This window comes from Nocardia terpenica, assembly GCF_013186535.1.
GTDB lineage: Bacteria > Actinomycetota > Actinomycetes > Mycobacteriales > Mycobacteriaceae > Nocardia > Nocardia terpenica.
Genome location: NZ_JABMCZ010000001.1, coordinates 1,311,249 through 1,336,290, shown reverse-complemented (window position 1 = coordinate 1,336,290; position 25,042 = coordinate 1,311,249). Strand labels below are relative to the sequence as shown.

At 67.4% G+C, this 25,042-nt stretch carries 27 protein-coding genes and 1 tRNA gene; 7 read left to right on the top strand and 21 right to left on the bottom strand.

Annotated elements, in window-relative coordinates; translation table 11 throughout:
* Nucleotides 1-15 precede the first annotated feature (15 nt).
* Genes HPY32_RS06135 through HPY32_RS06120 form a run of 4 tightly spaced genes read right to left on the bottom strand, consistent with a single transcriptional unit; the run spans nucleotide 16 to nucleotide 2,112 of the window.
* Complete coding sequence (locus HPY32_RS06135) at nucleotides 16-207, bottom strand: helix-turn-helix domain-containing protein (protein WP_067592789.1); 192 nt, start codon at nucleotides 205-207, stop codon at nucleotides 16-18.
* Nucleotides 207-938: a RecT family recombinase gene (locus tag HPY32_RS06130; protein ID WP_067592792.1), complete on the bottom strand. Its 732-nt coding sequence runs from the start codon at nucleotides 936-938 to the stop codon at nucleotides 207-209. Before HPY32_RS06130 ends, HPY32_RS06135 begins: the two co-directional genes overlap by 1 nt.
* Nucleotides 935-1,210, bottom strand: coding sequence for a hypothetical protein (locus tag HPY32_RS06125; protein WP_067592794.1), 276 nt, complete (start codon nucleotides 1,208-1,210; stop codon nucleotides 935-937). The genes HPY32_RS06130 and HPY32_RS06125 overlap by 4 nt, the downstream gene beginning before the upstream one ends.
* A gap of 2 nt (nucleotides 1,211-1,212) precedes the next feature.
* A complete protein-coding gene (locus HPY32_RS06120) occupies nucleotides 1,213-2,112 on the bottom strand; it encodes a YqaJ viral recombinase family nuclease (RefSeq protein WP_067592797.1) in 900 nt (299 codons plus the stop codon).
* Between the two features lie 339 nt (nucleotides 2,113-2,451).
* On the opposite strand from HPY32_RS06120, the gene HPY32_RS06115 reads away from it, so the two are divergent.
* Entirely contained in the window at nucleotides 2,452-2,862 is a 411-nt protein-coding gene (locus HPY32_RS06115; RefSeq protein ID WP_067592801.1) for a helix-turn-helix domain-containing protein, read from the top strand.
* Nucleotides 2,863-2,931: 69 nt separating this feature from the next.
* Here HPY32_RS06115 and HPY32_RS06110 read toward each other — a convergent pair whose 3' ends face one another.
* The gene (locus HPY32_RS06110) at nucleotides 2,932-3,201 is read right to left on the bottom strand and encodes a hypothetical protein (RefSeq protein WP_067592811.1); all 270 of its coding nucleotides are present in this window, start codon (nucleotides 3,199-3,201) and stop codon (nucleotides 2,932-2,934) included.
* Between the two features lie 506 nt (nucleotides 3,202-3,707).
* Here HPY32_RS06110 and HPY32_RS06105 point away from each other — a divergent pair.
* Nucleotides 3,708-4,532, top strand: coding sequence for an alpha/beta fold hydrolase (locus HPY32_RS06105; RefSeq protein ID WP_067592812.1), 825 nt, complete (start codon nucleotides 3,708-3,710; stop codon nucleotides 4,530-4,532).
* Nucleotides 4,533-4,535: 3 nt separating this feature from the next.
* Here HPY32_RS06105 and HPY32_RS06100 read toward each other — a convergent pair whose 3' ends face one another.
* Nucleotides 4,536-5,381, bottom strand: coding sequence for an MmyB family transcriptional regulator (locus HPY32_RS06100; RefSeq protein WP_082871677.1), 846 nt, complete (start codon nucleotides 5,379-5,381; stop codon nucleotides 4,536-4,538).
* Between the two features lie 324 nt (nucleotides 5,382-5,705).
* Here HPY32_RS06100 and HPY32_RS06095 point away from each other — a divergent pair, with 324 nt between their 5' ends.
* Nucleotides 5,706-6,038: a hypothetical protein gene (locus tag HPY32_RS06095; protein WP_067592817.1), complete on the top strand. Its 333-nt coding sequence runs from the start codon at nucleotides 5,706-5,708 to the stop codon at nucleotides 6,036-6,038.
* A complete protein-coding gene (locus tag HPY32_RS06090; RefSeq protein WP_067592820.1) occupies nucleotides 6,035-6,760 on the top strand; it encodes a hypothetical protein in 726 nt (241 codons plus the stop codon). The genes HPY32_RS06095 and HPY32_RS06090 overlap by 4 nt, the downstream gene beginning before the upstream one ends.
* A 262-nt stretch (nucleotides 6,761-7,022) precedes the next feature.
* Here the strand turns inward: HPY32_RS06090 and HPY32_RS06085 are convergent.
* Nucleotides 7,023-7,095: transfer RNA gene (locus HPY32_RS06085), tRNA-Asn, on the bottom strand.
* 201 nt (nucleotides 7,096-7,296) lie between these two features.
* Between HPY32_RS06085 and HPY32_RS06080 the strand changes: the two genes are divergently transcribed.
* Nucleotides 7,297-7,677 carry an acyl-CoA thioesterase gene (locus HPY32_RS06080; RefSeq protein WP_082871678.1) on the top strand — a complete coding sequence of 127 codons (381 nt, stop codon included), beginning with the start codon at nucleotides 7,297-7,299 and terminating at the stop codon, nucleotides 7,675-7,677.
* 5 nt (nucleotides 7,678-7,682) lie between these two features.
* Here the strand turns inward: HPY32_RS06080 and HPY32_RS06075 are convergent, their stop codons facing one another.
* Nucleotides 7,683-9,716 (bottom strand): CocE/NonD family hydrolase, encoded by a 2,034-nt coding sequence (locus HPY32_RS06075; protein WP_067592824.1) that lies wholly within the window; start codon nucleotides 9,714-9,716, stop codon nucleotides 7,683-7,685.
* A 202-nt stretch (nucleotides 9,717-9,918) separates the two neighbouring features.
* On the opposite strand from HPY32_RS06075, the gene HPY32_RS06070 reads away from it, so the two are divergent.
* Nucleotides 9,919-10,164: a hypothetical protein gene (locus tag HPY32_RS06070; RefSeq protein ID WP_067592828.1), complete on the top strand. Its 246-nt coding sequence runs from the start codon at nucleotides 9,919-9,921 to the stop codon at nucleotides 10,162-10,164.
* Here HPY32_RS06070 and dnaG read toward each other — a convergent pair.
* From dnaG to HPY32_RS06015, 11 genes are all read right to left on the bottom strand, one after another.
* Nucleotides 10,161-12,089, bottom strand: a complete 1,929-nt coding sequence (gene dnaG, locus HPY32_RS06065; RefSeq protein WP_067592832.1) for a DNA primase — start codon at nucleotides 12,087-12,089, stop codon at nucleotides 10,161-10,163. The two genes, HPY32_RS06070 and dnaG, sit on opposite strands and share 4 nt — an antisense overlap.
* Nucleotides 12,070-13,368 (bottom strand): deoxyguanosinetriphosphate triphosphohydrolase, encoded by a 1,299-nt coding sequence (locus tag HPY32_RS06060; protein WP_067592834.1) that lies wholly within the window; start codon nucleotides 13,366-13,368, stop codon nucleotides 12,070-12,072. The genes dnaG and HPY32_RS06060 overlap by 20 nt, the downstream gene beginning before the upstream one ends.
* Before the next feature lie 21 nt (nucleotides 13,369-13,389).
* Nucleotides 13,390-14,082, bottom strand: coding sequence for a YdcF family protein (locus HPY32_RS06055; protein ID WP_067592837.1), 693 nt, complete (start codon nucleotides 14,080-14,082; stop codon nucleotides 13,390-13,392).
* A 66-nt stretch (nucleotides 14,083-14,148) separates the two neighbouring features.
* On the bottom strand, nucleotides 14,149-14,844 hold the full coding sequence (locus HPY32_RS06050; RefSeq protein WP_067592840.1) for an MBL fold metallo-hydrolase: 696 nt from the start codon (nucleotides 14,842-14,844) through the stop codon (nucleotides 14,149-14,151).
* Nucleotides 14,845-14,890: 46 nt separating this feature from the next.
* Nucleotides 14,891-15,310: a VOC family protein gene (locus tag HPY32_RS06045; protein WP_067592843.1), complete on the bottom strand. Its 420-nt coding sequence runs from the start codon at nucleotides 15,308-15,310 to the stop codon at nucleotides 14,891-14,893.
* A gap of 259 nt (nucleotides 15,311-15,569) precedes the next feature.
* Entirely contained in the window at nucleotides 15,570-16,178 is a 609-nt protein-coding gene (locus tag HPY32_RS06040; RefSeq protein WP_171982810.1) for a response regulator, read from the bottom strand.
* Nucleotides 16,172-17,371: a sensor histidine kinase gene (locus tag HPY32_RS46060; protein ID WP_067592848.1), complete on the bottom strand. Its 1,200-nt coding sequence runs from the start codon at nucleotides 17,369-17,371 to the stop codon at nucleotides 16,172-16,174. Before HPY32_RS46060 ends, HPY32_RS06040 begins: the two co-directional genes overlap by 7 nt.
* A gap of 68 nt (nucleotides 17,372-17,439) precedes the next feature.
* A complete protein-coding gene (locus HPY32_RS06030) occupies nucleotides 17,440-18,216 on the bottom strand; it encodes an ABC transporter permease (protein WP_067592851.1) in 777 nt (258 codons plus the stop codon).
* Between the two features lies 1 nt (nucleotide 18,217).
* Nucleotides 18,218-19,153 carry an ABC transporter ATP-binding protein gene (locus HPY32_RS06025; RefSeq protein ID WP_067592854.1) on the bottom strand — a complete coding sequence of 312 codons (936 nt, stop codon included), beginning with the start codon at nucleotides 19,151-19,153 and terminating at the stop codon, nucleotides 18,218-18,220.
* Between the two features lie 85 nt (nucleotides 19,154-19,238).
* Nucleotides 19,239-20,159: an NADP-dependent oxidoreductase gene (locus HPY32_RS06020; protein WP_067592857.1), complete on the bottom strand. Its 921-nt coding sequence runs from the start codon at nucleotides 20,157-20,159 to the stop codon at nucleotides 19,239-19,241.
* 72 nt (nucleotides 20,160-20,231) lie between these two features.
* The gene (locus HPY32_RS06015; RefSeq protein WP_067592860.1) at nucleotides 20,232-21,185 is read right to left on the bottom strand and encodes an MBL fold metallo-hydrolase; all 954 of its coding nucleotides are present in this window, start codon (nucleotides 21,183-21,185) and stop codon (nucleotides 20,232-20,234) included.
* Between the two features lie 83 nt (nucleotides 21,186-21,268).
* Between HPY32_RS06015 and HPY32_RS06010 the strand changes: the two genes are divergently transcribed.
* Nucleotides 21,269-22,219, top strand: coding sequence for a LysR family transcriptional regulator (locus HPY32_RS06010; RefSeq protein WP_067592862.1), 951 nt, complete (start codon nucleotides 21,269-21,271; stop codon nucleotides 22,217-22,219).
* Nucleotides 22,220-22,557: 338 nt separating this feature from the next.
* On the opposite strand, the gene HPY32_RS06005 is transcribed toward HPY32_RS06010, so the two are convergent.
* Entirely contained in the window at nucleotides 22,558-23,430 is an 873-nt protein-coding gene (locus HPY32_RS06005) for a serine hydrolase (protein ID WP_067592869.1), read from the bottom strand.
* A gap of 59 nt (nucleotides 23,431-23,489) precedes the next feature.
* Nucleotides 23,490-24,881, bottom strand: a complete 1,392-nt coding sequence (locus HPY32_RS06000) for a glycine--tRNA ligase (RefSeq protein WP_067592872.1) — start codon at nucleotides 24,879-24,881, stop codon at nucleotides 23,490-23,492.
* Between the last annotated feature and the right edge of the window lie 161 nt (nucleotides 24,882-25,042).

Below are 25,042 nucleotides of genomic sequence, written 5' to 3'. Positions count from 1 at the left end.
GGGCGAGAAGGGTTGTCAGGCCGCGGCTTTGGGCTTGCCGGGCTGATGGGATCTCAGCCACCGCACCATTTCGTCGTGCAGGATGATCTTCTTGCGGCCCACCGGGTGATAGGCCAGCTCGTATGCCTTCATGGCGTCGTAGAGATCGCGCGGCTTCAAACCGAACTCGGCGGCGGCCTCTTCGACGTTGTAGGACGTCTTCGGCATCACGGCTCCTGGTAGTAGTCGGCGGTCGCGTCGATCACGACATCGTTCGCGGCGCTGCGGGAGATGGGTTCGCGGCGATCCTCGGCGGACGTGGCGACGTGCTTTTCCAGCAGCCGGACCGCGACCTTGCGGTGCATCGGCGCGCCCGGTGCTCTCCATGGGGAGGCGGCGTTGTCGGCGCCACGGGCCTTGGACTTGGACGAGGCGATCTGTTCGGGCGTGGCCTCGGCGACCGTGGTGATCGCGCCGCTGGGGTAGACCGCATAGGCGTAGGACGAGATGGGCTCGCCGCGGTCTCCGGTGGCGCGGACGTGGCGTGGGCGCTCGTCGACGTTCTGGTCGTAGCTGTATTCGTCGTTTGCGTAGACGACGCCGATCACGGTCCGGGCGTAGACGCCGGAGCGGTCGATGCGCTGAAGAATGCCCTTGTAATCCTCCCAGCCTTCGATGCGAGATCCCTTGGGCACGAGATGGAAGAGGCCGGAGCCGGGTTCGTGACCAAGAGCGGCGCACTTCATGAGCGCCTGCATCATCGACGCGCCTTGGTCGGCGCGGACGCGGCTGATCAGCTCAGGGTTGGAGTTGACTGCGCCGATCGCCAGGCGGATCCAGCGGTCGATACGTTCGCGCAGCTTCGGTGGCAGCACGGTGGCGATGTCGTCGCGGTACTTGTTGATGATCGAGGCCGGGGTGACCTCGGCGGACTCGGCCGCAGCGGCAATGGAACTCATGCAGCATCAGCTCCGACCTGGTTTTCGGGAATGTACCGGGCGTAGACGTCGCAGTCGCGCGCGGCGGCTTCGAAGGTGCCGGAGGGTGTGAAGGCCCTCAACTTGCCGCGGCGGATGTTGTTGGCCTGAGAGGCTGCCACGGTCGCGCTGTGGCAGGTCATGATCTTGGCCCAGCGCAAAGGGTTGGCGCGCAACAGTTCCGCCTTATCGGCATGCGCCGGCGGGCGGCCACCCACGGTGGTTCTGGGCGGGAGGGTGTCGAGCAGTTCCACTATCAGCCTTTCTTCAGGGCGTTTCGAATGTCCGCGAAGCGGGGATTGGGGGCGGACTTCACGAAGGGGGTGCCGCCGCCGCGTGCTTGTCGCCAGGCGAGGGTCTGTTCACCGCATTGAGCGCGCCAGGCGTCGCCCATGGTGTGCGTCAGCTCGTTGCGGACCCCTTGCAGCGCGTCCTCAGCAGCAGCCAGCGCGTCTTGAGCGGCCCACCAGCGATCGGCCAGATCCGCAGTGACTTGCACGGTGGATCCGTCGATGTCCGGGTGCAGCGTCTTGAGCGCTTCGTAGGTCGCGAGGTGGGTGTCGAGGTTGGGCAGGATGCCAGCCTCGAGCCGGGTCATGAACTCCTGGCCGGCAGTGGCGACGGTGAGGATGTCCTGCTCGGAGGGCTCGTAGCGGTAGGTGCGCCAGTCGCCGACGCCGAACACCACGCGGATGTTCATGCCGCGCAGGCCCATCACAATGCAGTACCAGCAGACCTGCGTCTTGTAGTAGATAGGGATCTCGTCGGTACCTTCCGCGCCCCACTTGTCGTCGCGGTAGGCACATTTGATTTCGAGGCCATCGACGAGATTGCCCTGCTCATCCCAGATGAGACCGTCCGGGTTGGCGATCATCCACGGGTAGGCACTGTGCCGGAAGGTCTCGCCGGTGGTCATGGTGTGGCCGGGCGGGAGCAGGTTGTCGCGGTAGTGCTCGTAGATGACCGGCTCGAACAGGCTGCCCATGACCATCAGCTCGTTCTCGCGGACCGGGGGCAACAGGTTCTGTTTGCGGTGCCACAGACTCCAGTAGGACTCCCACGGGCTCAAGCCCAGGACCGCGGCGATCTCACTGCCGCCGAGGCCGGCGGCGCGCGCGGCGTGCCATTCGGGTGATCCGGAGCGGAAGCGGCCCATGGGGACCGCGCATCCGTTCACTGGAGGGGATGTATGGGATGTCACTCTGATTTCGCCAGCATTCCTGATGTCACGTCAACATGTGCACTGATGCGCACTCGTATTGGAGGTTTGGAACGCATGCGGGACGGTGGGAGATCCGCATTGACCGACTAGTACCAGTGGTTTTTCCTTCATGCGTCCCACGTACCATAGAACGCTTGGAACGGATATGTCCAATGCAGAATCTGGATGCTGGATGAAAGCTGGAGTCTGAAGGCGTTCCATAAACCAAAGTTCATGAACTTTGGTGCGTTACAGTGGGTTCGACGTGTACGCCACGAAAGGAGGCCGGAAGGCATGGCACGCGGAGAACTCGCCCCCGAGCCGTGGGCGTCAGAGATGAAGGCCGCCGGCCTCGTCAGCCCCCGTACCGGAGACCCCAGCATCAAGCAGCTGGCCGAGGCTTCCGGCCTTGGCCCCAGCACGGTGCACCGCATCGTCACCGGCAAGAACAACACGAGCATGCCCGGCGCGAGCACCATCACCAAGCTGGCGGAGGCGCTGAACATCGAGCCGGAGACGGTCTACGCCCGCCTGGGTGGCATCGGCAAGCTTCCTGGCAAGACGAAGTCGTTGGAAGTCGCCGGCATGGACATCCTGGAGTCGGCCGACTGGGTTGCACTCGAGATCATCACGAAGCGACTGGTCGCGCAGCGTCGTCGAGTCATCGAGGCGGAAGCAGTCCGGCTGATCGGCGCGGCGAAGTAGTCGCTACCTGAACCACGCGTGGGCTCGATCCTTTCGAAGGATCGAGCCCACAATGCTTTTCAGAGCCAGCTAGGCAGCTGCGCCACCTTCGGGCAGGTCACCGCTGGCTAACTCGCCATCGGCCGGTTCCTCTTCGGCCATACGGAGACTGAGCGCGCCGAGCCGCCCGATCTCTAGTGCCTGCTCCGCGGTGATGTCGTCGGAGGTGCCGTCGGAGAAGGTGAACACCACGAACCCCGAGCCCTCGAGCGCGAACGCGGCCACCTGCACCACGCGCTGACACTGAGTCAGCATCACGCTTTCGCTCTCACAGGTGGCGACACGGTCACTGCTCGGCATTAGAGCTTTCCTCTCTCGCAACGGTTCTCCCTCGCGCCCCCGACAGTGCGCGGTGAGCTAATGGAACACGATCACGGGTAATTCCGCCAAGCCCTTCCGTAATTCACTTTTGAATTACTTTACCTTCGTAAACGGTGGCACCGGCGAGACGATGCGACGGCGGTTCCGCGCGATCGAATCCGACCCCGACGGCGTTTCAGTGAGCCGTGCCACTGCCACAGTTTATGCCAGCTGAACAGCGGGTTTGGCCGACTATGCAGCTCCTGGTGGTGGTGCCGGACAGGCACTCCTGCCAGGCTGAATCAATTCGGAATTGAATTGCTTCCGAATTGGACGAAGTGGCATCGAATCGCGTTGCATGTAGTGCGACAAACACCCAACGGGGAGAAAGTCGCACCAATGGTGCGAGTCGCTCGCAGTAACTGTGCGAGTTGCGAATGGGTCATAAATTCATCGCCGCAATGGCGAGAACGAACCAATCCAGTTCTCGAAGGAAGCACACAACCATGTATGCAAGCAATGCCGACGTCCGGATCCACTACACCGACACCGGCGGCGACGGCATCCCCGTGGTGTTCGCTCACGGGTTCTTCATGGACAGCAGCCAGTTCGACCCTCAGCTGCCGTTGATCGACGAGGGGTACCGGATCATCCGGTGGGACGCACGGGGCCATGGGCAGACTGAAGCGCCCGCCGGACAGCCCTTCACCTATTGGGACCTCGCCGGGGACTGCCTCGCAGTCATGGATCACGCTGGCGTCGACACCGCAGTGATCGCTGGCATGTCCCAGGGCGGGTACACCGCTCTGCGCGTGGCCCTGACCGCACCTGACAGGGTGCAATCGCTCATCCTGCTCGACACCACGGCCGACGCCTCAACCCCCGCAGAGAAAGGCGACTACGCCTTCCTGTTCAGCGGGTGGTGCGACCTTGAGGTCCCGCTGATGCCATTGGCACTCCAGCTGGCACCGCACCTCATCGGAGGCACCGAAGCTCAGCAGACCCCGTGGATCAACAAGTGGGCCGCCTCGGACCGCCTGCGGATCCGCGAGGCTGCCGACAACCTCATCGACCGCGATTCAGCGCTCGACCGCCTCCATGAAATCGCCTGCCCCGCATTGGTTCTGCGTGGTGAGAACGATCCGACCAGCACCGCCCAGAAGTCCGCGGAAATGGCGTCGGGCCTCGTCGGCGCCCGCGGCCTGGTGACCACAGTCGCAGGCGCTGGCCATGCGGCGAACTGGACCCATCCCAAGGCCACCAACGCCGCGCTGTCGGAGTTCCTATCCCTGTTCAGCACGGCGTCGGCGAGGCACCGCGTCGCGGCCTAATCCTCAGTGGAGGCGGCCGGCGCGCCTGAGAAGCGCGTCGCCGCCCTGGTATGGCATGCGGATACCAAGGAAGTGCTGCATCGGCGGCAGGTCACTCGGCCCCCGGGTGATCTGCACCAGCAGCGTGTACGGCTGGCCAACCCTGGAGTCCCACAGGTGCATGTGCGGGGTCTTGCGGCTGAACGTCACGGTTCCAGCCCGCCACATTCGCGCGAAGTCCACCGAATCCCCGAGTTCGCGGAGTAGTTCCAGCGCCCACGCAGGGTTTCCATGTTCGCCGACGAGAGCGCGGAACCAGGCCACAGTCAGGGCGGCTTCCGCCTCCCAGTCCAGCATCGTGGCGCGGGATTCGGGATGACGGAAGAACCACCGCAGCACATTGCCCATCCCTTCGAGGCCAGGGTATGCGAGCCGATACGCCTCATTGGAGGCCAAGACACGCCATTGCGGGTCAACCCACGCGGCTGCATGCGGAACCAGCTTGTCGAGCCCTGCCTGCATGTCCACGCTGATGACGTTGCTGTAGTCGGGCGATGGGGAACTGGCCTTCGGCCTGGGCGGTAACTTGGCCTTGGGCTTGCTCACGGCCGCTAGCTTGCGCAGATACCGTTCTTCGGCGGGGCTCAGCGACATCGCGCGGGCGAACTGGTCGACGCTCTCAGGGGTCGGCACGCGGTACCCGTTCTCGATCCCACCCAGGGAGTTCGGCTGCATCCGCAGCCACTTGGCGACCTGTGCGCGCGGGAGCCCGCGGGCGTCCCGCAGTTCGCGCATGTAGCTCCCCGCCGAATAGTCGGGCAGTGCCGCCGGTCTACTGGGTTCACCCGGATCAACGACGTCGGCAGACATGGGCACATCCTTTCTGGCACAAAGCAGCGAACAGCCAACCAATTCGAATATACGTTCGAACGCAAGTCTGCCCGACCGCGCGCGGCCACGCTGGTCATAACCAGACGCTGCCACCAGGGAAGCAAACCATTCGTTATCTCACTTTTGCAAACCAGCCTCCGCAGATATGCGGAGACGTGAGCGGGGACACATCCACCATCAGCAGAGCTACACGTCCCATGAGCCCCTCGAGCCCGCAGGTACGATCACGCCATGGCTGGCGGATTTCAGGAATGGCTGAGGCAAATCTCAGGAGGGTTGAGCGCTCTCGCTATCTCACAGCACATGAACGTCAACGCCAGCCGGATTGATCGGCACCTGTTCGACAGCGGCAAACCCGCTGTGGCGCAGACGGTCATTGACTTCTGCCTAGCGTTCGGGGTCAACCCCGCCGAAGGTTTGATCCAGGCCGGACTGGCGCCGGCCGAAGCGTTCCGGCTGCCGATCGTAGGCGACCGACCCACCGTCAGCGATGCGTTGCGGTCGGCCACGAATGGGCAACTGATAGAAGAGCTTTCGCACCGCCTGCTTGTACCGGCCCAGCCAGGCATCGACACCACCGAGGACGCGCCGCGAAAAGGGAAGCGCGCCAATCCCGCCCGGAGATTGCTGTCATGACGATCATCGCCAACGTCCTGCACGTCACCACGGCCATCGTGTGCCTGATCGTGGCGCTCATACGGCTTCCGCGGTGGCGCGATGTCGCCAGCCGCGCGATGACCATCATGCTCCTGGCGCTCAGTGCGCTGATGCAAACCACGGTGAGCTACAACTTCGAATGGGAGCGGGAGGCCATCGGCGCGACGGCCGTCGACCTGCTCTCCTACACCTGCGCGGTCATTATCTCTGTCGCGATGATCTATCTCGGTGCACGTGCGTGGTCGTTCACGAATCGCTTATGGCTCACCCATACCGCCGCGGTGGTCGCAGGCGGGCTCATCGGTGCCTACATCAGCATCGCGGTCCATCACCAGGGTGAGTCACAGGCAGAGTTCCTGCTCATGACCACCGCCATCATCGCGGCATTCGCGGGCCTATTCCTGTTCATGGCAAGCCTGGCAGCCGGCGTGGACAAGGGGATACCCAAGGCAGCACGTTGGAGCCTGCTGATACTGGCGACGGCGTCATTGCTTTGGGCGATCGGCGCAATCCGCCGCGTCGGCGACAACGTGCCGGCCGATGGCGCTCTTGTCGACTTTGCGAGCTCGCTGCCATGGGAGGCCGTGACCTGGTCGGCTCTGCTGTTCGCCGCTGCCGCAGCCCTGGGCATGTACCTACCGTGGCAGGACGACGCACCGCTGAAGCCGGACAGGGAGGTCCGCGGCTCACTCAAGCCTTGAGGGAGATCGCTGAGGATCGGTTACTTTCAGCCACCACCGTCAGGACATACCAGTTGGTTTGTGTCCCAATTCACTTCATTGGGATCTTTGCAGGTCAGAGGCGAAAAACGCCCTGAAAACTGCCCGTCAGCGGCAGGGCAGACGAAAAATCAACTGCTGCAAAATCTCTCGTCTACGCTTTGTCGGCACCTTTGTCGGCACCTCAAGTTGTACTTGATTATGAAAAACGCCTATGACCACTGGTCATAGGCGTCTTTCTACGCTCCCCCACCTGGACTCGAACCAGGAACCTGCCGATTAACAGTCGGCTGCTCTGCCAATTGAGCTATAGGGGATTGCTCCGGCTCGTCCGTTCTGGGCGGGCCGAGGAGAAACTTTAGCCTATCGTTGGGGGGAGTCCCAAATCGGGGGTCTACCTGGGGGAATGTCGGAGTTGGGGGTGGGGCTGGGGGCGGGGAGAGTGGGAGGGTGGGCGGGGGAGGGTGAGGAGAATCACCTCGGGGACGGATGGGGTGGGTGGTTCGTAGGATCGGGGTGTGGGGTTTACGCATCGGGTGCGGGTTCGGTATGGCGACTGCGATATGCAGGGGGTGGTGTTCAATGCGAACTATTTGGCGTTCGTGGATGACGCCATGGATGTGTGGTTGCGGGGGGTGTTGGGGGAGAACTACACGGAGGGGTTCGATTACGCGGTGAAGAAGGCGGGGATCGAGTGGGTCTCGCCCGCACGGCACGGGGAGGAGATCGAAGTTTCGCCGGAGGTGATTCGGTGGGGGCGAACGTCTTTCGATGTGGGGGTGCGGTTGGATGTCGGGGATCGGGCGGTGTGCCGGGCCGAATTGACCTTCGTCTGCATCGATCACGACGACTACCGGCCGATCCCCGTGCCCGAGCATGTTCGGGCCGCGTTGAGCTGAACGGCCTACGGGTGCAATGCCGTTGCCGGGGCCAGCGGCACGGTGAGGCTGCTCGGGTGCTGCGGGTCGTGGACGATCTGCACGGTCGATCCGATCAGCTTGGGGATCTCCGGGAGCGGGGCCATGGTGGTCGGGAAGTTTCCGGTGGTCACGCGGACCCGCAGCCGGTGTCCGGCCTCCAGCCGGTAATAGGTTGGGCGCAAACGGATGTCGACGGGGACCACGTCGCCGGGCCGCAACGCGGTGATGTCGGCCGAGGAGAGCCGGTGTTCCGCGGAGTAGACCGTGCCGTCGGCGGTGCGCCAGGTCTTGGCATCGTCGAGGGTGCGGAGCGTGGCCAGCTGTGCGCCGCCGGTGATTTCGGCGGCGCCGCCGTCGGAGGCCACGTCGTCGAGGTGGACCTGCAGGGCGGCGTCGTCGGTGGTGGACGACAGGTAGGTGTGCAGATTCGCCGGGCCCGCAACGAGAGTCGGCTCGGAGACCGGATCGCCGAGATAGGCGATGCCGGAGGGCGGGCCGACGATCTCGGCGGCCGCGCACGGATCGTTCACGTTCAACAGGTTCAGGGCCATTTGCAGGGCGCCCGCGGTCCACTGCTCGAAATTGTCCCGGTTGCACGGGTTTTCGACGGGTGAGTAGGCCAGCCGGTCGGGTGCGCCGGTGCTGGCGGCGCCGAGGGTTCCGGCCCCGAGCCGCAGGGTGGTCGGGCGCGCCTCGGCGAACGGGTAGGCGGTGGTGTTGGCGCCCGCACCCGTCTGATCGATCAGGTGCAGCGTCCGCGAGGTGCGATCGATCCCGTTGTCGACGCCCTTGAGCCAGTGGTCGAACCAGGCGATGGTGATCGGGTCGGTATCCATGCGCGCGTACGGCCCCGCACCCATGCCGACGTGATACCAGGGCCCTTGCAGCAGTTGGAATCTCGGATCGGTGCGCTGCCCGGGGTCCATCGGCGCGAACTGCGGCCGTCCCGCCGCCAGGTTCTGCAGCTGCGCGTAGTTCTGAAAGGCGCCGTCCTGGTACAGATCCCAGATGCCGTCGACGAAATAGGTCGGAATGTCGTTGTCCACGAAATTGTGCAGGATCGGCTCGAAATCGCGGTCCGACCACCACGCGTCCTTGTGCCCGTAGGTGCCGTTGCCGAAGCCGTCGACCAGCTTGGCCAGCGGTGTGTCGGGCGAGGCCAGCGCCGCGCGCACGTGGTCGATCAGCGCCTGCACCGCCACCTGCGGGGTGAGCGGCAGATTCAGCAGCGGCGCAACGGCACTCATCGCCTGGATGGCGGGGATGAGCACGGTCAGCAGCACCGGGCTGAACATGCCGTCGTGGCTCACCGCGTGCTTGAACACGTCGTTGGGGACGGTGAACATCATCATCGCCTGCAGCGGCGAGTTCGGGCGGCTGTGCCCCGCGGTCAGCATGGCCGAGACGCCGGGGAACGAGTAGCCGAACATGCCGACCTTCCCACTGGAATTCGGCAGTTTCGCGGCCCAGTCCACCACCTGCATGCCGTCGGCGCCGTCGGTCGGCGAGGCCGGATTCCAAGCGCCCGTCGACGATCCGGTGCCGCGCACGTCCACCACCACCTCGAGGTAGCCGCGCCGCACCAGGGCGTCCTGCGCGCTGGTGGCCTGGCCGACAATGCGATCCAGATCCTGCACATTGTCCGGCAGTCGCACGTGCAGCGCGTCCAGCGCCCCGCGCACCGCACCGGTGACCGCGGCGGTCAGCACGCCGCTGAGCCCGATATAGGTGGTGTAGTCGACGATCACCGGGAACGGCCCGGCGGCGCGCTGCCCGGTCGACGGATCGGTCGGATAGCGCACGGTCGCGGTGAGCTGGGTGCCGTCGGACAGCGGAATGACCTGCCCCAGGTCCAGGCCCACGCCGTAGGTGGGCGGCGGCGGCACGTATCCGGCGGGCAGGCCGATCCCCTCCGGCGCGGTCGGCGCCGCGCCCACCAGCGGGATCGCCGACGCCTCACCCGCGGGCACGGTGGCCGCCAGCGCCACCGTCAGGGCGGTCACCGCACCGGCGACCATCCGACTTCTACCGTGAAACACCTTGCCCTCCAGACGAAATCGACCTCCGACGGACTCCGTGATTCAGCACACAGTACCGGGACCCGCCGCGTCCACCGGCAAACTGATGAATCCCGGAGCGCCGCTCCGTGCACTGTGCACCCTGTCGGAGCCCTCTGGCATGATGTAGCGCGCGGACAGTGGACTGGGAGGAGCCTGGAATATGCTGCGGTTGATCATCGGTGTCGCAGCCGGTTACGTGCTCGGCGCGAAGGCCGGGCGAGCGCGCTACGAGCAGATCAGCAAGACCACGCGCGCCATCACCGCCAGCCCGATCACCCGCAAGCTCGTCCTGGTCGGGCGGCAGAAGCTGTCCGACCGGCTCAGCACCCAGCCCAGACTGGAGCCGATGGAACCGCTCGACGAGCGCACCACCGTGCTGGTCCCCCAGGACCAGCTGCGCCGCTAACTCAGGGCGAAGTCGCCGGAATTGCCCATGGCCTGCGCGAGCAGGCTCTTGCGATACTGCTCCAACGCCACCAGATCACCGAACAGCGCCATGTACGCATCCGGCTGCTCCGTCGAGGACACCCGCTGCAGTTTGGATTTCAGCTCCGCGACCTGACGGCCCACCCACGCCTCCTGGGTGCGGGCCAGCACGCCGGTGACGAAGCGCTGGATGTCGTCCATCGACTTCAGCGGCAGCGGCTCGGCCGCCAGCTCCGACACCAGGGCCCGCAGGGTGAGATCGTCGGTGTGGTCGCTGACCCGGGTCACCCACTCCGCGCCGCCGAGCCCGGCCGCCGTGCCGCCCGCCTCGGCGATCGCCGCCCGCACCGCGAGATAGGCGGGATGGGTGAACGCCTCCGGGTCCAGCGCGTCGAACACCGGGCCCGCGATCGCCGGATACTGCAGCGCCGCCGCCAGCACCTGCCGCTGCGGCAGCAGCACCGGATCGCCCGGATGCGGCAGCGCCGCCGGACTCTCCGACACCGTTGCGGCAGGAGCGGACTCGCGCGCCGGGGCGCCGCCCTTGCGGGGGCCGCGGCGGGCCTCGTCGCCCACGCGCCGGACCACCTGCTGGATGTCCTCCCAGCCGACCCAACCGGCCAGTTTCGTCGCGTACGCCTTGCGCAGCGCGAAGTCCTTGATCTGCGCCACCACCGGCACGGCCTCGCGCAGCGCCTGCACCTGCTTGTCGACGCTCATGTCCTTGGTGACCGGATCGTCGTAGTACTTCTCGACGGTGCCGCGAATCACGAACTCGTACAGCGGAACCCGGCGCGCCACCAGATCCCGCACCGCGCCGTCGCCGGAGCGCTGGCGCAGCTCGCACGGGTCCTGGCCGTCGGGGGCGACCGCGATGTAGGTCTGCCCGGCCAGCTTCTGGTCGCCGCCGAACGCCTTCAGCGCCGCCGCCCGCCCGGCCTCGTCGCCGTCGAAGGTGTAGATGATCTCGCCGCGCCAGAAGTTGTCGTCCATCAGCAATCGGCGCAACACCGCCAGGTGCTCGTCGCCGAAGGCGGTGCCGCAGGACGCGACGGCCGTCTTCACGCCCGCCAGGTGCATGGCCATCACGTCGGTGTAGCCCTCGACCACCACGGCCTGGTGCCCCTTGGCGATCTCGCGCTTGGCCAGGTCGAGCCCGAACAGCACCTGAGACTTCTTGTACAGCACCGTTTCCGACGTATTGACGTACTTGGCGGTCATCTGGTCGTCGTCGAACAACCGGCGCGCGCCGAAGCCGATGATGTCGCCGCCGAGATTGCGGATGGGCCACAGCAATCGGCGGTGGAAGCGATCGATCGGGCCGTGCCGACCGGGCTTGGACAACCCGGCCGCCTCCAGCTCCTTGATGTCGAATCCCTTGCGCAGCAGGTGTTTCGTCAGGGTGTCCCAGCCGCCGGGGGCGAAGCCGCAGCCGAACAGCCGGGCGGCATTGCCGTCGAAGTTGCGGTCGGTGAGGTACTTGCGCGCGGCCTCGGCCTCGGACTCGTTCAGCTGCGCGGCGTAGAACTCCTGCGCGGCGGCGTTGGCGGCCACCAGGCGGGCGCGGGTGCCGCGGTCGCGCTGCACCGAGGTGCCGCCGCCCTCATAGTTGATCTTGTAGCCGATGCGGTCGGCCATCTGCTCCACGGCCTCGACGAAGCCGATGTGATCGATCTTCTGCAGGAACGCGAACACGTCGCCGCTCTCGCCGCAGCCGAAGCAGTGAAAGTGGTTGTGGTTGGGGCGCACATGGAACGAGGGCGACTTCTCGTCGTGGAAGGGGCACAGGCCCTTCATCGAATCGGCGCCGGCCCGCTTGAGCGACACGTACTCGCCGACGATGTCCTCGATGCGCACGCGTTCTCGAATTGCCGCGATATCGCGATCAGGGAGTCGTCCGGCCACGGTGAGCGAGTCTACCGCGCGGGGTGATATCGGCGGCCACGCGTTCGAGCCTGCTCTCGGTGTAGGAAGCGATCTGATCGACCACCACCCGCACCCGCGCGGTGTCGTCGTCGGCGGCCTCCCACCAGGGCAGCAGCACCGGGTCCAGTCCGGACGGCGCGGTGGCGAGCAGATGATCGGCGACGCGCAGGATCCGTTCGCGCTGATCGTCCTGCCGCAATTTGTGTTCGGAGTCGGACATCACGTAGCGCAGCGCGACGGTCTTGAGCATCGCGACCTCGGCGGCCACGATGGGCGGCACCTCGAGATCGGCGGCGTAGCGGGACAGCCGGTGCCCGCCGGACGCCTCGCGGGTGGCCTCCACCGCCGCGGTGGCGAACCGGCCGACCAGATCGCTGGTGAGTCGCTTGAGCGCGACCGAGGCACGCAGCGTGCCGTCGTAGCCCGCGGCCTCGGTGATCACCGGCAGTTCGGACAGGCGCTGCGCGGCGGCGATCAGCTCGTCGGTGGTCAGCGTGGGGTGCTGCGCCGCGCCGAGCGCGGCGAGGGCGGCCTGCTCGGCGGGGTCGGCGAGGGCGCGCAGGTCGATGCGGCCCGCGATCACGCCGTCCTCGACGTCGTGCACCGAGTAGGCCACGTCGTCGGACCAGTCCATGATCTGTGATTCCAGGCACTGCCGCCGCTCGGGTGCGTCGCGGCGGACCCAGTCCAGCCGGGCGGTGTCCACGCCGTAGGCGCCGAATTTTCTGGCGTTTGCCGTTCTGCCCCAGGGGTATTTGACGGTGGCGTCCAGTGCGGCGCGAGTCAGGTTGAGCCCGAAGCTTTCTCCGTGCGCGTCGAAGACCTTCGGTTCCAGGCGCGTGAGGATGCGCAGGTTCTGGGCGTTGCCCTCGAAACCGCCGTAGGCGTCGGCGAATCGGTTCAGGGCCTGTTCGCCGTTGTGGCCGTAGGGCGGATGGCCGATGTCGTGGGCGAGCCCGGCCAGATCCACCAGGTCCGGATCGCAGCCCAGGCCCTCGGCGATGCTGCGGCCGATCTGGGCGACCTCGAGCGAGTGGGTGAGCCGGGTGCGCGGGGTGTCGCCGTCGCGCGGGCCCATCACCTGGGTCTTGTCGGCGAGGCGGCGCAGGGCCGCCGAATGCAGCACCCGGGCGCGGTCGCGGGCGAAGTCGCTGCGCCGCTCCGGGGTCGAGGACCAGTGCAGACCGGCGGTTTTCGCGGATTCGGGCACCACGCGTTCGCGGTCGTGGTCGGTGTAGGCGTCCTCCGCGCCGCTCATGGCTGTGCTGCTCCTATCCGGTCACTGCTCCGCGGTGTATTTGAAGTCGGCGGAGAAATGGGTGAGCTGATACCACAGCAGCGCACCGGTTTCGCGGGCGATGCCGTGGAACTGCGACTCCCGGGTGTAGACGGCGGGGCCGGTGCGGGTCGGGGCGGTCCACGCGCGCAGGCCCTCGTCGCGGGCCATGGTCCGGGTGCGCAGCGAATGCCACGGGTCGCTGACCAGCACCACCGAGGACAGGTCGCGGGCGCGCAGGGCGGTCGTCACGGCCTCGATGCTCTGCAGGGTGTCCGAGCCGGTCTCCACCGCGAGGATCCGATCCGCGGGCACGCCCCGGTTCCTGAGGTAGTTCTTGCCCGAGGCGGCCTCGGTGTAGTTGTCGCCGACCCGCTTGCCGCCGACCGTGACCACCAGCGGCGCAACGCCTTTCGCGTACAGGTTGGCCGCCTGGCCGAGCCGTGCCTCGAAGACCGAGGACGGGGTGCCGTCGTACTGCGCCGCGCCCAGCACCACGATCGCGTCGGCGTGGGAGTAGTCGTTGATGCGCGCCACCTGCCACACCCGCAGTGCGGTGCCGCCGACCAGGACCACCGCCATCAGCAGCGTGCCCACCACGATCCGCCACATCCAGCGCCCGAGGGCCGAGCCGCGGGTGCGCGAGCCCGGCGGGGGCGAGGCGGCGAAGGCGGGGCGTGCGGGAGCCGACGACATGTCCCAGAGTCTGCCAGTGCTCGATCACGCCGAGGTTGCGGTGCGTGCTCGGCCGCTTACCGCCGTTCACCAACCGCGACGTCGCCACTCCCCCAGGTGCGGGCGCTCGGCGCCGAGGGTGGTGTCGTCGCCGTGGCCGGGGTAGACGGCGGTGTCGTCGCCGAAGCGGTCGAACAGTTTGCCGGTGACGTCGCCGTAGAGGGAGTCGAAATCCTCGGGCGTGGTGGTGCGGCCGACGCCGCCGGGGAACAGCGAGTCGCCGGTGAACAGGTGGGTGCGGCCGCCGCCGTCGGTGAGGGCGAGGGCCACCGAGCCGGGGGTGTGGCCGCGCAGGTGGATGACCTCGAGGGTGCGGTCGCCGAGCCGGATGGTCTCGCCGTCGGCGAGCAGGCGGGCGGGCGGCACCGGCAGTGGTTCGGCGTCGAGCGGGTGCGCGGCCGTGGGGGCGCCGGTCTCGGCCGCCACCTTCGCCAGCCCCTGCCAGTGGTCGGGGTGTTGATGCGTGGTGACGACGAGGTGCACCCCGTCCGGCACCTCCTGCCCCAGCAGCTCGAGGATGCGGTCCGGCTCGTTGGCCGCGTCGATCAGCAGCGCCGCGCCGGTTCCGGTGTCCTGCACCAGGTAACAGTTGTTGTCCATGCCGCCCACCGACATCTTCACGATGCGCGCGCCCGGGACATCCCGCTGCTGCGGATTGGCACCCGGCGAAACATGGCCCGTATAAGGGGAGTCCATCGTGATCACCCCTCCGATCGTAGCCATGGACTCCGACAAAGTTCGCGTCTTCGCGCGCCGGGTCGTGCGGTGGTCAGCTGGCAGGAGGGATCGGCTCGCCGGATCGGGTGGTGAGCCACTGCTGGATCTCCACGAGATTGCCCTCGGGGTCGCGGAGGTAGGCGCACAGAATGCGATCGCCGAACGTAACGGGCTCGGCGAGAATCTCCGCGCCACGAGAGCGCAGTTCGGTGAGGTACCGCTCGAGATCGTCGACCCGCAGCGCGACGAGGGCGGTATCGCTGCGGCCCTCCCCGACCCGCAGTGCCCCACCCACAGCCTTGTTCAGATCATCCCGATCGTGCAGGCACAACCCACTACCGAACTCCGGCTTGAAGGCCACATACGGCGGCCCGGGATTATCGACCTGCGGCCGCAATCCGATGACATCACGGTAGAACTCGAAGGTGCGAGGGAAATCGGAAACGATCAGCCGGATTTGAGTCAAATGCACGATCCGAAACCTACGCCGACGCCGACCGACGACACCACCGACCCACCGCATCATTCTGATCCCCCACAGCATCACCCGATGACCCGCAGTCATCCCGGCACGCAATCACATATCCCGACATGCGATCACGTCATCCCCGACATGCAACCACGTACCCGGCACGCGACCACATCATCCCCGGCATGCGAACACGTCTCCGGCATGCGATTACATGATCCCGGCATGCGATTACATGATCCCGGCATGCTTTTGGCCGGGATCACAACCACCCGAGGCGTTCCGCGGTCCGCACGGCCTCGGCGCGCGTCCGAGTTCCCGTCTTTCCGATCGCAGAGGACAGATGGTTGCGGACCGTCCCCTCGGACAGGTGGAGGCGGGCGGCGATGGCGGCGGCGGTCGCGCCGTCGGCGGCCGCGGCGAGTACCTCGCGTTCGCGGGCGGTGAGCGGTGAGGTTCCGGCGGTGAGGGTTTCGGCGGCCAGGGCCGGGTCCACCACTCGCAGGCCCATGTGTACCCGGCGCACTGCGTCGGCCAATTCCCTTGCGGGCGTGTCCTTCACGACGAAGCCGTCGGCCCCGGCGTCGATGGCGCGGCGCAGGTAGCCGGGGCGGCCGAAGGTGGTCACCATCAGGATGCGCAGGCCCGGGTGCGCGGCATGCAGCTGTTCGGCGACCGAGATCCCGTCCAGGCCGGGCATTTCCACGTCCAGCAGCGCCACGTCGGGCGAGGTGCGCTCGACCGCGGTCAGCACCTCGTCGCCGCGCCCGACCTCGGCCACCACCTCGAGATCCGACTCCAGGCCCAGCAGGGCCGCCAGCGCGCCGCGCACCAGCGCCTGATCGTCGGCCAGCAGCAGGCGGATCACGATAGCCTCCTCGTCTCGGGAAAGGTTGCGGCGATGCGCAACCCGCCGTCGGCCGCCCGGCCGACCGTCAGTGCCCCGCCCGCGGCCCGCACGCGTTCGCGCAATCCGCTCAGGCCGGAACCGAATTCGGTGTCCGCGCCCAATCCGATACCGTCGTCGCTGATTTCGATGCCGGACTCGCTCACCAGCACGGTACAGTGCCGGGCGGCGCTGTGCCGCACCACATTCGTAACCGCCTCGCGCAGCACCCAGCCGAGCACCACGCCGCGTTCGGAGGGTAGGCCGGGGTCGGCGGGTATCTCGGCCTCGACTCCGGCCGCGTGCAATGCCGTTCGCGCATTGGCGAGTTCGCGGGACAGCGACATCTCGCGCAGGCCGCCGACGGTATCGCGCACCCCGGCCAGGGCCTCGCGCGCGAGGCGTTCCACATCGGCCATCTCGGTCCGGGCGCGGGCCGGGTCGATGTCCATAAGGCGCTGCGCCAGTTCGGTTTTCACGGTGATGATGGTGAGCGAGTGGCCGAGGATGTCGTGCACATCGCGGGCGACGCGGTTGCGTTCCTCGACGACGGCGAGCTCGGAGCGCTGGGCGCGGGCGAGCTCGCGCAACCGCTGGCCGCGGGTCCCGACCTCACGGCCGATCCACATGAAGATCGGGACGATACATATGAACAACTCCCCGCCGTTCAAGTGCTGTAGCAGCGCCACGATCGCGATGATCCCCACGGTGACGACCACCATGTATCCGGATTCGCGGCTCGGCAGAACGAACACCCCCACCGACGCCACCCACAGGATGGTCGCCACGCCGACTCCACCCAGCAGGACCACCAGCGCCAGGCTGCACACCACCATGCCCGCGATCAATATCCAGACCCGGGGATCGATCGGTCCCTGCTCGGCCGGATTGTCCGGGCCGAAATTATCCGGGCCGAACCGGCGGAACCAGGTCAGGGCCACGATGATCAACACGGCGAGAATCGCCATAACCGTGGCCGCCAGGGCACCCGCGAGCACATCGTGCCGGAATTTCTCGTGAATCGGACTGATCAGAACCGCCGCCCAGACCACAGCGAGGAACACACCGAACCACGCCCGCTGCCATGGCCCCATCTCCGACGGTTCCACGATCGCGGCGCGATCGAGCGCCCGCGAGAACCGCGGCTGCACCCTCCTGATCAGTGTCTTCACATCCACCCGAGCACTCCTCACCACACCGCCGGACGCTACCGCACCCCCGGCCGTCCGAGGGTGCGGTAGCAGGCTCACCGCGCGGTATCGCGCCGGAACATCACCGCCGCACCCCCGGCGAACACCGCACCCCACACCAGCACATTGACCACCGCCACCGCGATCGACCCGGCGTCGATATCCCCGAACGGCGCCCGGGCCAGCGTGGCGACCCCGCTGGTCGGTATCACCTTCGAGGCCGTCGCGGCCCACCCGCTCAGCTTGACGAACAGCCCGCCGCCGAACGACATGAGCACCATGGCCAGGCTGACCAGCTGCATGGCGTTCTCCGCGGGCAGCAGGTAGCCGACGAACAGCCCGAATGCGGCGAAGACCAGCGAACCCAACCACACGATCAGAAAGCAGCTCACCCACGCGAGCAGGCTCAGCTTCGCACCGAATACCACGCCGAGCACGAAAACCACTGCGACGGAAACCAATCCGAGCAGCAGGGCGACGATCACCTTGGTGGCGATGTAGGCGATGGGCCGCAGCGGGGTCAGCCGCAATTGGCGACTCCAGCCCGCCGCGCGCTCGACCGACACCGCGGCGCCACCGGCGGCGGTGGACAGCATCGCCCCGTACAGCGCGATCGAGACCATGAAGAAGGACGTGAGGTTGCCCGAACCGTACGGCGTTGTGCGGTACGAGGATTGGGCCGCGAAGGCGACGAACAGTATTGCGGGCATGATCAGGGCGAAGATGCCGGTGCGCCGGTTGCGCAGCATGCGCCGCACCTCCAGTCTCAGGAATTCGAGGCTGAATCCACCGAGGGCGCGCACGGGTGTGCGGGGGACAGAGAGCAGGGTCATGTCAGCGGTCTCCGGTGAGGGCGAGGAAGGCGTCCTCGAGGTTGTGCCCGGCGATCTCGAGATCGATGGCCGGGGTGGCGGTCAGCAGGTAGCGGGCGACGGCGTCGGAGTCCTTGGCGTGCACCAGGATTCGATCGCCGCGCTGCTCCACGCTGTCGACGCCGGGAATGGCGAGCAGCTGGGGCCGGTCGGCCCCGGGCAGGGTGGCGCTCACGGTGCGCCCGGCGGCGAGGTTCTTGATGGCGGCGGCGCTGCCGTCGGCGACCACCGCGCCGTTGCGCACCAGCACGACGCGGTCGGCGTAGGCGTCGGCCTCGTCGAGGTAGTGGGTGGCGAATACGACGGTGCGCCCCTCCCCCGCGTCGCGGCGGATGGCGTTCCAGAAATCGCGCCGCCCCTCCACATCCATGCCGGTGGTCGGCTCGTCGAGCACCAGCAGGTCCGGATTCGGCAGCAGAGCGAGCGCGAAGCGCAGCCGCTGCTGCTGGCCGCCGGAGCATTTGCCCACCATCCGGTCGGCGATGCCGTCGATGCCCGCGCGGATCAGAACCTCCTGCGCGGGACGGGGATTCGCGTGCAGGCTGGCCACCATCCGCACGGTCTCGAGGACCGTGATGTCGGGCAGCAGCCCGCCCGATTGCAGCACCGCCGCCAGCCGCCCCCGGGCGATCGCCTCGTCCGCGGTGCCGCCGAACACCCGCACCGTGCCCGAATCGGGGCGCAGCAGGCCGAGCAGCATATCGATGGTGGTGGACTTACCGGCGCCGTTGGGTCCGAGGAAGGCGACGACCTCGCCCGGCGCGACCACCAGGTCGAGCCCGTCGACGGCGCGGACCGTCCCGCCGGAGGTACGAAACGACTTGGTGAGCCCGCGGATCTCGATGGCCGCCGCGGCGCCGACCCGCCCCGCCGGGCCGGAGGTCATGGCTGATGTCATGGCTCCACTGTTGCGGCGGACGCCCGCACGGACCTGGTTCGAGCGTCACGACTGTGCCATGACAGTTGTCATGCCCGCCCAGCCGTCAGGGGTGCAGCACGATCTTGCCGTGCGTGTGCCCGCGCTCCAACTCGCGGTAAGCGTCGCGCACCCGATCCAGCGGATAGGTTGCGGCAATAGGAATCTCGAGCGCGCCCGTGGCGGCGAGCCCGGCCAATTCGGCGACCACGTCGATGGTGTTGGCGAACGCATTGCCCTCGGACTTCACCCCGTACTTCTCCACGGCCGCGAAGTCGATGATGGTGTCGATACGCTCGGGCTGCACCCCGAGTTCGATCGCCAGCGCCACGTAACCGTCGCCGTAGGTGTCGATGAAGGCGTCGATCCCGTCCGGCGCGGCCGCGCGCAGCCGGTCGGCGAGCCCGTCCCCGTACTCGACCGGGATCACGCCCTTGGATCGCAGCCAGGCATGGTTGCCCGGGCCCGCGATGCCGATGACGGTCACGTCCTTCGCGCGCAGCAACTGCACCACCAGCGAGCCCACCCCGCCCGCCGCCCCGGACACCACCACGGTGTCCCCCGCCGCGGGGCTCACCGAGCGCGCGGCCGCGAAAGCCGTTGTGCCCGCGACATACACCGATCCCGCCACATCCCAGGACAGCGCGGCAGGTTTGGCCGTCACCTGTTCGGCCGGGACCACGACGTGGGTCGCGTGGCTGGCCCGCTGCTCGGTGAATCCGAGGACCTCGTCGCCCACCGCGACGCCGCCGACCCCATCGCCGAGAGCGGTGACCCGCCCCGCGAAATCGCTGCCCTGACCGGACGGGAAGGTCGCGGGCCAGCGGTCGTGCAGCAGTCCCTCGCGAATCTTGGTCTCGCCCGGATTGATACCGGCCGCGACCACCCGCACCGCCACCTGCCCCGGTCCGGGCGCGGGCTCGGGCACCTCGACGACGTTCAGGACATCGACATCACCGTATCGATCGAACTCGACCGCCTGCGCCATGACTGTGCCTTCCTGTTCGGGGTCACTTCGTGGAACCGGAACGGTTCGTCCCACCGAGATATTTCCGCGGGATCAGGGTGTGCAGGTCTCCAGGTGGCCGAGTACCACGAACTTGCTGCCCGGACTGGCCGCGGTCACCGCTTTGTGCAGCGTATCGAGCCCGCCGGTATCGCGGGCCGGTTCGCCCAGCGGGTAGTCGAAATCGTCCCAGTGGGTGGGCAGCACGTACCGGGGATTGCCGAGGGTGCGCAGCAGGCGCGGCACGTACTCGCGTACCCTCGCCCCGCCGACCGGCAGCAGCAGCATGTCCGGCCGCAGCCCGGTCAGCTCCGATTCGATGTAGTTGGAGCCGCCCAGATTCAGCACGCTCACCGCGCCGCCGGTGACCTGATAGGACAGCGTGCCGCCCTCCACCAGATCGCCGATCACCTGCGGCCGAGGGATTTTCGGCCCGCCGTAGCCGGGACGCGTTCCCGGGAACGGGATCTGGGCGCGCGGGCCGATCGCCGAATGCAGCGACCGCAGCACGCGCACCGAATACCCGTCGAAGGCGAAATCCTCGCCGCCGGTCACCAGCGCCAGCTGATCCTCGGGCGCGCCCAGCGCGGACAGCAGGTTCAGGTGGGTCTCGGTGCCGAACACCGTCGCCCCGGTGCGCTGCGCGATGTACGGGACGTCGGTGAGGTGGTCGTAGTGCCCGTGGGTGACCAGGATGTGGTCCGCGCGCAGCCGACCGGAATCCAGGTGGGAATCGATCAGCGCGGTGTCGACCGACAGCGGCGTCCGCGGATCGGCGCCCGCCTTGGTGTAGGTGCCGGTGCGGAAGCGGGTGAGCCACGGATCGATCAGCACCGATTTCCCGCCGACCCGGATCTGCCAGCCGTTGTTGCCCCACCACTGCACCGCCACACCGGATGATCCGGCCGCCGCCGCGGACTTGCGGTCCTCGCTCGTGCACCCCGCCGCCAGCACGGCCGCGACCGCGGTGCCCGCGCCCAGCAACCCTCTCCTGTTCAACTGAGTCATGCGGGCACATCACCACGCCGGGCTCCGGGCTGTCCAAGATCGAACGTTGCGGCGATCCATATCGAAGCCGATATCGTAGCAGCGTGGACCCCCTGCGTAAGCTCCGGTACTTCGTCGTCGTGGCCGAGGAATTGCATTTCGGGCGCGCCGCCCAGCGGCTGAACATGGCCCAGCCGCCGCTGAGCCAGCGCATCCGCGAACTCGAGAGGGATCTCGGCGCGCGGCTGTTCGATCGCGGCCGCACCGTCGAGCTCACCGAGGCCGGTCAGATCCTGCTCGCCGAGGCACGCGACCTGCTGGCCCGCTGGGATCGGGCGAAAACCCTTGTCGGCAAGGCACATCGGGGCGAGACCGACGCCCTGCGCGTGGGTGTGCCGCCGGAACTGGCCGGGCGGGTGCTCGCGGCCATCCTGACCGCCTTCGAGCGGCAGCACCCGCAGGTGCGGCTGGACCTACAGGAGTTGACCACGGCCGAACAGCTGCGCCTGCTCGCCGACCGCCAGCTCGACGCCGGACTGCTCCAGCATCCGGTGGACATCATCGGTTTGGAGCTCGGCCCGGCCGTGGACACCCCGCTCGGCATTGTGCTGCACCGGGATTCGCCGCTGGCCGCGAAATCCGCTCTCGCCCTGGCCGATCTGGCGGGCCACGGCCTGGTGCTGTTCCCCCGGGCCACCGCGCCGAACCTGTACGACGCGACGCTGCGCACCTGCTGGGAACACGGCTTCCGGCCCACCCGCGTGGTCCACGCCCGCAATCCGGAATTCGTGCTGGGCCTGGTCCTTTCGGGCCACGGCGTGGCCTTCGACCAGGGCATGGTGACCCAGAAGGAACCCCGCGTCGTCTGGCGCCCCCTGACCGGCAACCCCCTGCACCGCCGCATGTCCCTGGCCTGGCCCACCACCGCTCCGCACCCCGTCGCCCACCGCTTCGGCACGCTGATCGTGGAAGTGCTTCGCGCCGACGGTGTTTCGACGCTTGCCCCGGCTCAGGACGAGGCGCGCCCGTGGAATGTACTCATCGGCCGCCGGTGAATACCATTGGCATTCCCGACATTCGGGCATGACTCCCCCCATCCCCATGTACTCCCACGTACTCCCATGTACTCCGATGTACTCCCTTGATTCCGGCGTGCTTTTGGCCGGAATCTACGAGAGATCCCGGCCAAAAGCACGCCGGGATCAAGGGTGGGAGGCACACCGGGATCAAGGGTGGGAGGCACACCGGGGTCAAAGGTGAGAGGCACACCGGGGTCAAAGGTGAGAGGCACACCGGGGTCAAAGGTGAGAGGCACACCGGGGTCAAAGGTGAGAGGCACACCGGGGTCAAAGGTGAGAGGCACACCGGGATCAAAGGTAGAAAGCGCGGCGGATTACTTGGGGCGCCGGTGATCGATGGCCTCGATCGCTGTGCGAGCGGCCGTGCCGATGGCCCGATCCGCTTGCGGCAGACGGTGATCCAACACACGCGCCTTGGTGAATACGGCAACGGCGTATCGCGCACCATCAGGGAATTCGACGACCCCGATCTCGTTGCGGAGGCCGGGGAGGGTGCCGGTTTTGCCCCATACCAGTGCGTTCGAGGGGAAGGCGGCGGCGAGGCGGTGCTGGTTGAGTTGGAGGCTCATCAGCTCGCGCAGCCAGGCGCAGGTGGCGGGCGGTCCGGCCGCGTCGCGGGCGATGAGGTCCAGGAGTCGGGTCATTTCGCGCGGGGTGCTCGCGGTGGTGCGCCGGGGATCCAGGGCGCGTAGGGCGAAGACGTCGGCGGGCGCCAATGACGGGTAGCGGCGGGCGAATTCGGTGGCGTCCGGTGCGCCGATGTCCTCGGCCATCGAGAGCAGCAGATCGCGGAGGGCCCCGGCGATCCGGGTGCGGGTGAGGCCCAATTCCCTTGCCAGGGAACGCACATTGTCCAGTCCGACCCGCTCGAACAGCAGGTCCGCGGCGGTGTTGTCGCTCAGCGACAGCGCGAGATACGCGGCGTCGCGCAGGCTGTATTCCACATCGTCGCGGCATCCCGAGGTCCCCGGCCCGCCGAGGCGGTAGGCGGCCGTCGCCCGCACCCGATCCGTGGGATCGACCTGCCCCGCCGCGATCTGCCGTCCCAGCTCCAGCACCAGCAGCACCTTCACCACCGACGACAGCACCACGGGTTCGTCCGCGCCGTCACCGATTTCGGCCCCGCAATCGAGGCAGCGGGCATGCAGCCAGCCTTGCACGCCCGCTTGCTCGAAGATCTGTCTCATGTCGGCCCTATGTTCCCAGCCAAAAGCATGCCGGGAACTTCTGGGAGCTCGTCGGGACCTCAGGCCCCGATAAGCCGCTGCGCCAGATAACCTTCCACCTGGTCCAGCGCGATTCGCTGCTGCGCCATGGAATCTCGCTCGCGCACGGTCACGGCCTGGTCCTCGAGGGTGTCGAAGTCGACGGTAATGCAGAACGGGGTGCCGATCTCGTCCTGGCGGCGGTAGCGGCGGCCGATGGCGCCCGCGTCGTCGAACTCCACGTTCCAGCTCCGGCGCAACCGCGCGGCGAGGTCCTTCGCCTTCGGCGACAGATCGGCGTTGCGCGACAGCGGGAGCACGGCCGCCTTCACCGGGGCCAGGCGGCGGTCCAGCTTCAGCACCGTGCGCTTCTCCATGACGCCCTTGGCATTCGGCGCCTCGTCCTCGCTGTAGGCGTCGATGAGGAACGCCATGAGCGAGCGGGTCAGACCCGCCGCGGGCTCGATCACGTACGGGGTGTAGCGCTCGCCCGAGTTCTGATCGAAGAAGCTCAGCTCGGTGCCCGAGTGCTCGGAGTGCGTCTTCAGGTCGAAGTCGGTGCGGTTGGCGACGCCCTCCAGCTCACCCCACTCGCCGCCCTGGAAGTGGAAGCGGTACTCGATGTCGACCGTGCGGGTCGAGTAGTGCGACAGCTTCTCCTTCGGGTGCTCGTAGAGCCGCAGGTTCTCCGGATCGATGCCCAGGTCGGTGTACCAGGCCAGGCGGGTGTCGATCCAGTACTGGTGCCACCGCTCGTCCTCGCCCGGCTTGACGAAGAACTCCATCTCCATCTGCTCGAACTCGCGGGTGCGGAAGATGAAGTTGCCCGGGGTGATCTCGTTGCGGAAGCTCTTGCCGATCTGGGCGATACCGAACGGCGGCTTCTTGCGCGCGGTGGTCATCACGTTCGCGAAGTTGACGAAGATGCCCTGCGCGGTCTCCGGCCGCAGGTAGTGCAGCCCCTCCTCGGACTCGATCGGGCCGAGGTAGGTCTTGAGCATCATGTTGAAGTCGCGGGGCTCGGTCCACTTGCCGACCGTGCCGCAGTCCGGGCAGCCGATGAGCTCCATCGCCACGCTGTCCGGATCGTCGATCTTGTTCTTCTCCGCGTACGCCTCCTGCAGGTGGTCCTGACGGTGGCGCTTGTGGCAGTTGAGGCATTCGACCAGCGGATCGTTGAACACGCTCACGTGGCCGGAGGCCACCCACACCTGGCGCGGCAGGATGATCGAGGAGTCCAGGCCCACCACGTCGTCGCGGCCGGTGACCATGGCCCGCCACCACTGGCGCTTGATGTTCTCCTTGAGCTCGACGCCCAGCGGACCGTAATCCCACGCCGACCGGGTGCCTCCGTAGATCTCGCCGCTGGGGTACACCAGACCCCGGCGCTTGGCGAGATTGGCGACGGTGTCGACCTTGGACTTGGGTGCCACGACTGACGGTCTCCCTGTGTGCTGCGAAAACGATTCGATCCAGCCTATAGGCACGGTTCCCGGCCCCGCGCGGCAGGACCGGATGCCCCACGCGGACGACTCTCCGAAATAAGATTTCGGCAGACTCGCGGGACACGGACCACCCAGAATTGACATGCGCA

What these genes read in the sequence shown, in the direction of transcription:
- HPY32_RS06135 (WP_067592789.1), bottom strand. Translation starts at nt 207, where the DNA reads ATGCCGAAGACGTCCTACAACGTCGAAGAGGCCGCCGCCGAGTTCGGT.
- HPY32_RS06130 (WP_067592792.1), bottom strand. Translation starts at nt 938, where the DNA reads ATGAGTTCCATTGCCGCTGCGGCCGAGTCCGCCGAGGTCACCCCGGCC.
- HPY32_RS06120 (WP_067592797.1), bottom strand. Translation starts at nt 2,112, where the DNA reads ATGGGCCGCTTCCGCTCCGGATCACCCGAATGGCACGCCGCGCGCGCC.
- HPY32_RS06115 (WP_067592801.1), top strand. Translation starts at nt 2,452, where the DNA reads ATGGCACGCGGAGAACTCGCCCCCGAGCCGTGGGCGTCAGAGATGAAG.
- HPY32_RS06110 (WP_067592811.1), bottom strand. Translation starts at nt 3,201, where the DNA reads ATGCCGAGCAGTGACCGTGTCGCCACCTGTGAGAGCGAAAGCGTGATG.
- HPY32_RS06105 (WP_067592812.1), top strand. Translation starts at nt 3,708, where the DNA reads ATGTATGCAAGCAATGCCGACGTCCGGATCCACTACACCGACACCGGC.
- HPY32_RS06100 (WP_082871677.1), bottom strand. Translation starts at nt 5,381, where the DNA reads ATGTCTGCCGACGTCGTTGATCCGGGTGAACCCAGTAGACCGGCGGCA.
- HPY32_RS06095 (WP_067592817.1), top strand. Translation starts at nt 5,706, where the DNA reads ATGAACGTCAACGCCAGCCGGATTGATCGGCACCTGTTCGACAGCGGC.
- HPY32_RS06090 (WP_067592820.1), top strand. Translation starts at nt 6,035, where the DNA reads ATGACGATCATCGCCAACGTCCTGCACGTCACCACGGCCATCGTGTGC.
- HPY32_RS06075 (WP_067592824.1), bottom strand. Translation starts at nt 9,716, where the DNA reads ATGGTCGCCGGTGCGGTGACCGCCCTGACGGTGGCGCTGGCGGCCACC.
- HPY32_RS06070 (WP_067592828.1), top strand. Translation starts at nt 9,919, where the DNA reads ATGCTGCGGTTGATCATCGGTGTCGCAGCCGGTTACGTGCTCGGCGCG.
- HPY32_RS06060 (WP_067592834.1), bottom strand. Translation starts at nt 13,368, where the DNA reads ATGAGCGGCGCGGAGGACGCCTACACCGACCACGACCGCGAACGCGTG.
- HPY32_RS06055 (WP_067592837.1), bottom strand. Translation starts at nt 14,082, where the DNA reads ATGTCGTCGGCTCCCGCACGCCCCGCCTTCGCCGCCTCGCCCCCGCCG.
- HPY32_RS06050 (WP_067592840.1), bottom strand. Translation starts at nt 14,844, where the DNA reads ATGGCTACGATCGGAGGGGTGATCACGATGGACTCCCCTTATACGGGC.
- HPY32_RS06030 (WP_067592851.1), bottom strand. Translation starts at nt 18,216, where the DNA reads ATGACCCTGCTCTCTGTCCCCCGCACACCCGTGCGCGCCCTCGGTGGA.
- HPY32_RS06025 (WP_067592854.1), bottom strand. Translation starts at nt 19,153, where the DNA reads ATGACATCAGCCATGACCTCCGGCCCGGCGGGGCGGGTCGGCGCCGCG.
- HPY32_RS06020 (WP_067592857.1), bottom strand. Translation starts at nt 20,159, where the DNA reads ATGGCGCAGGCGGTCGAGTTCGATCGATACGGTGATGTCGATGTCCTG.
- HPY32_RS06015 (WP_067592860.1), bottom strand. Translation starts at nt 21,185, where the DNA reads ATGACTCAGTTGAACAGGAGAGGGTTGCTGGGCGCGGGCACCGCGGTC.
- HPY32_RS06005 (WP_067592869.1), bottom strand. Translation starts at nt 23,430, where the DNA reads ATGAGACAGATCTTCGAGCAAGCGGGCGTGCAAGGCTGGCTGCATGCC.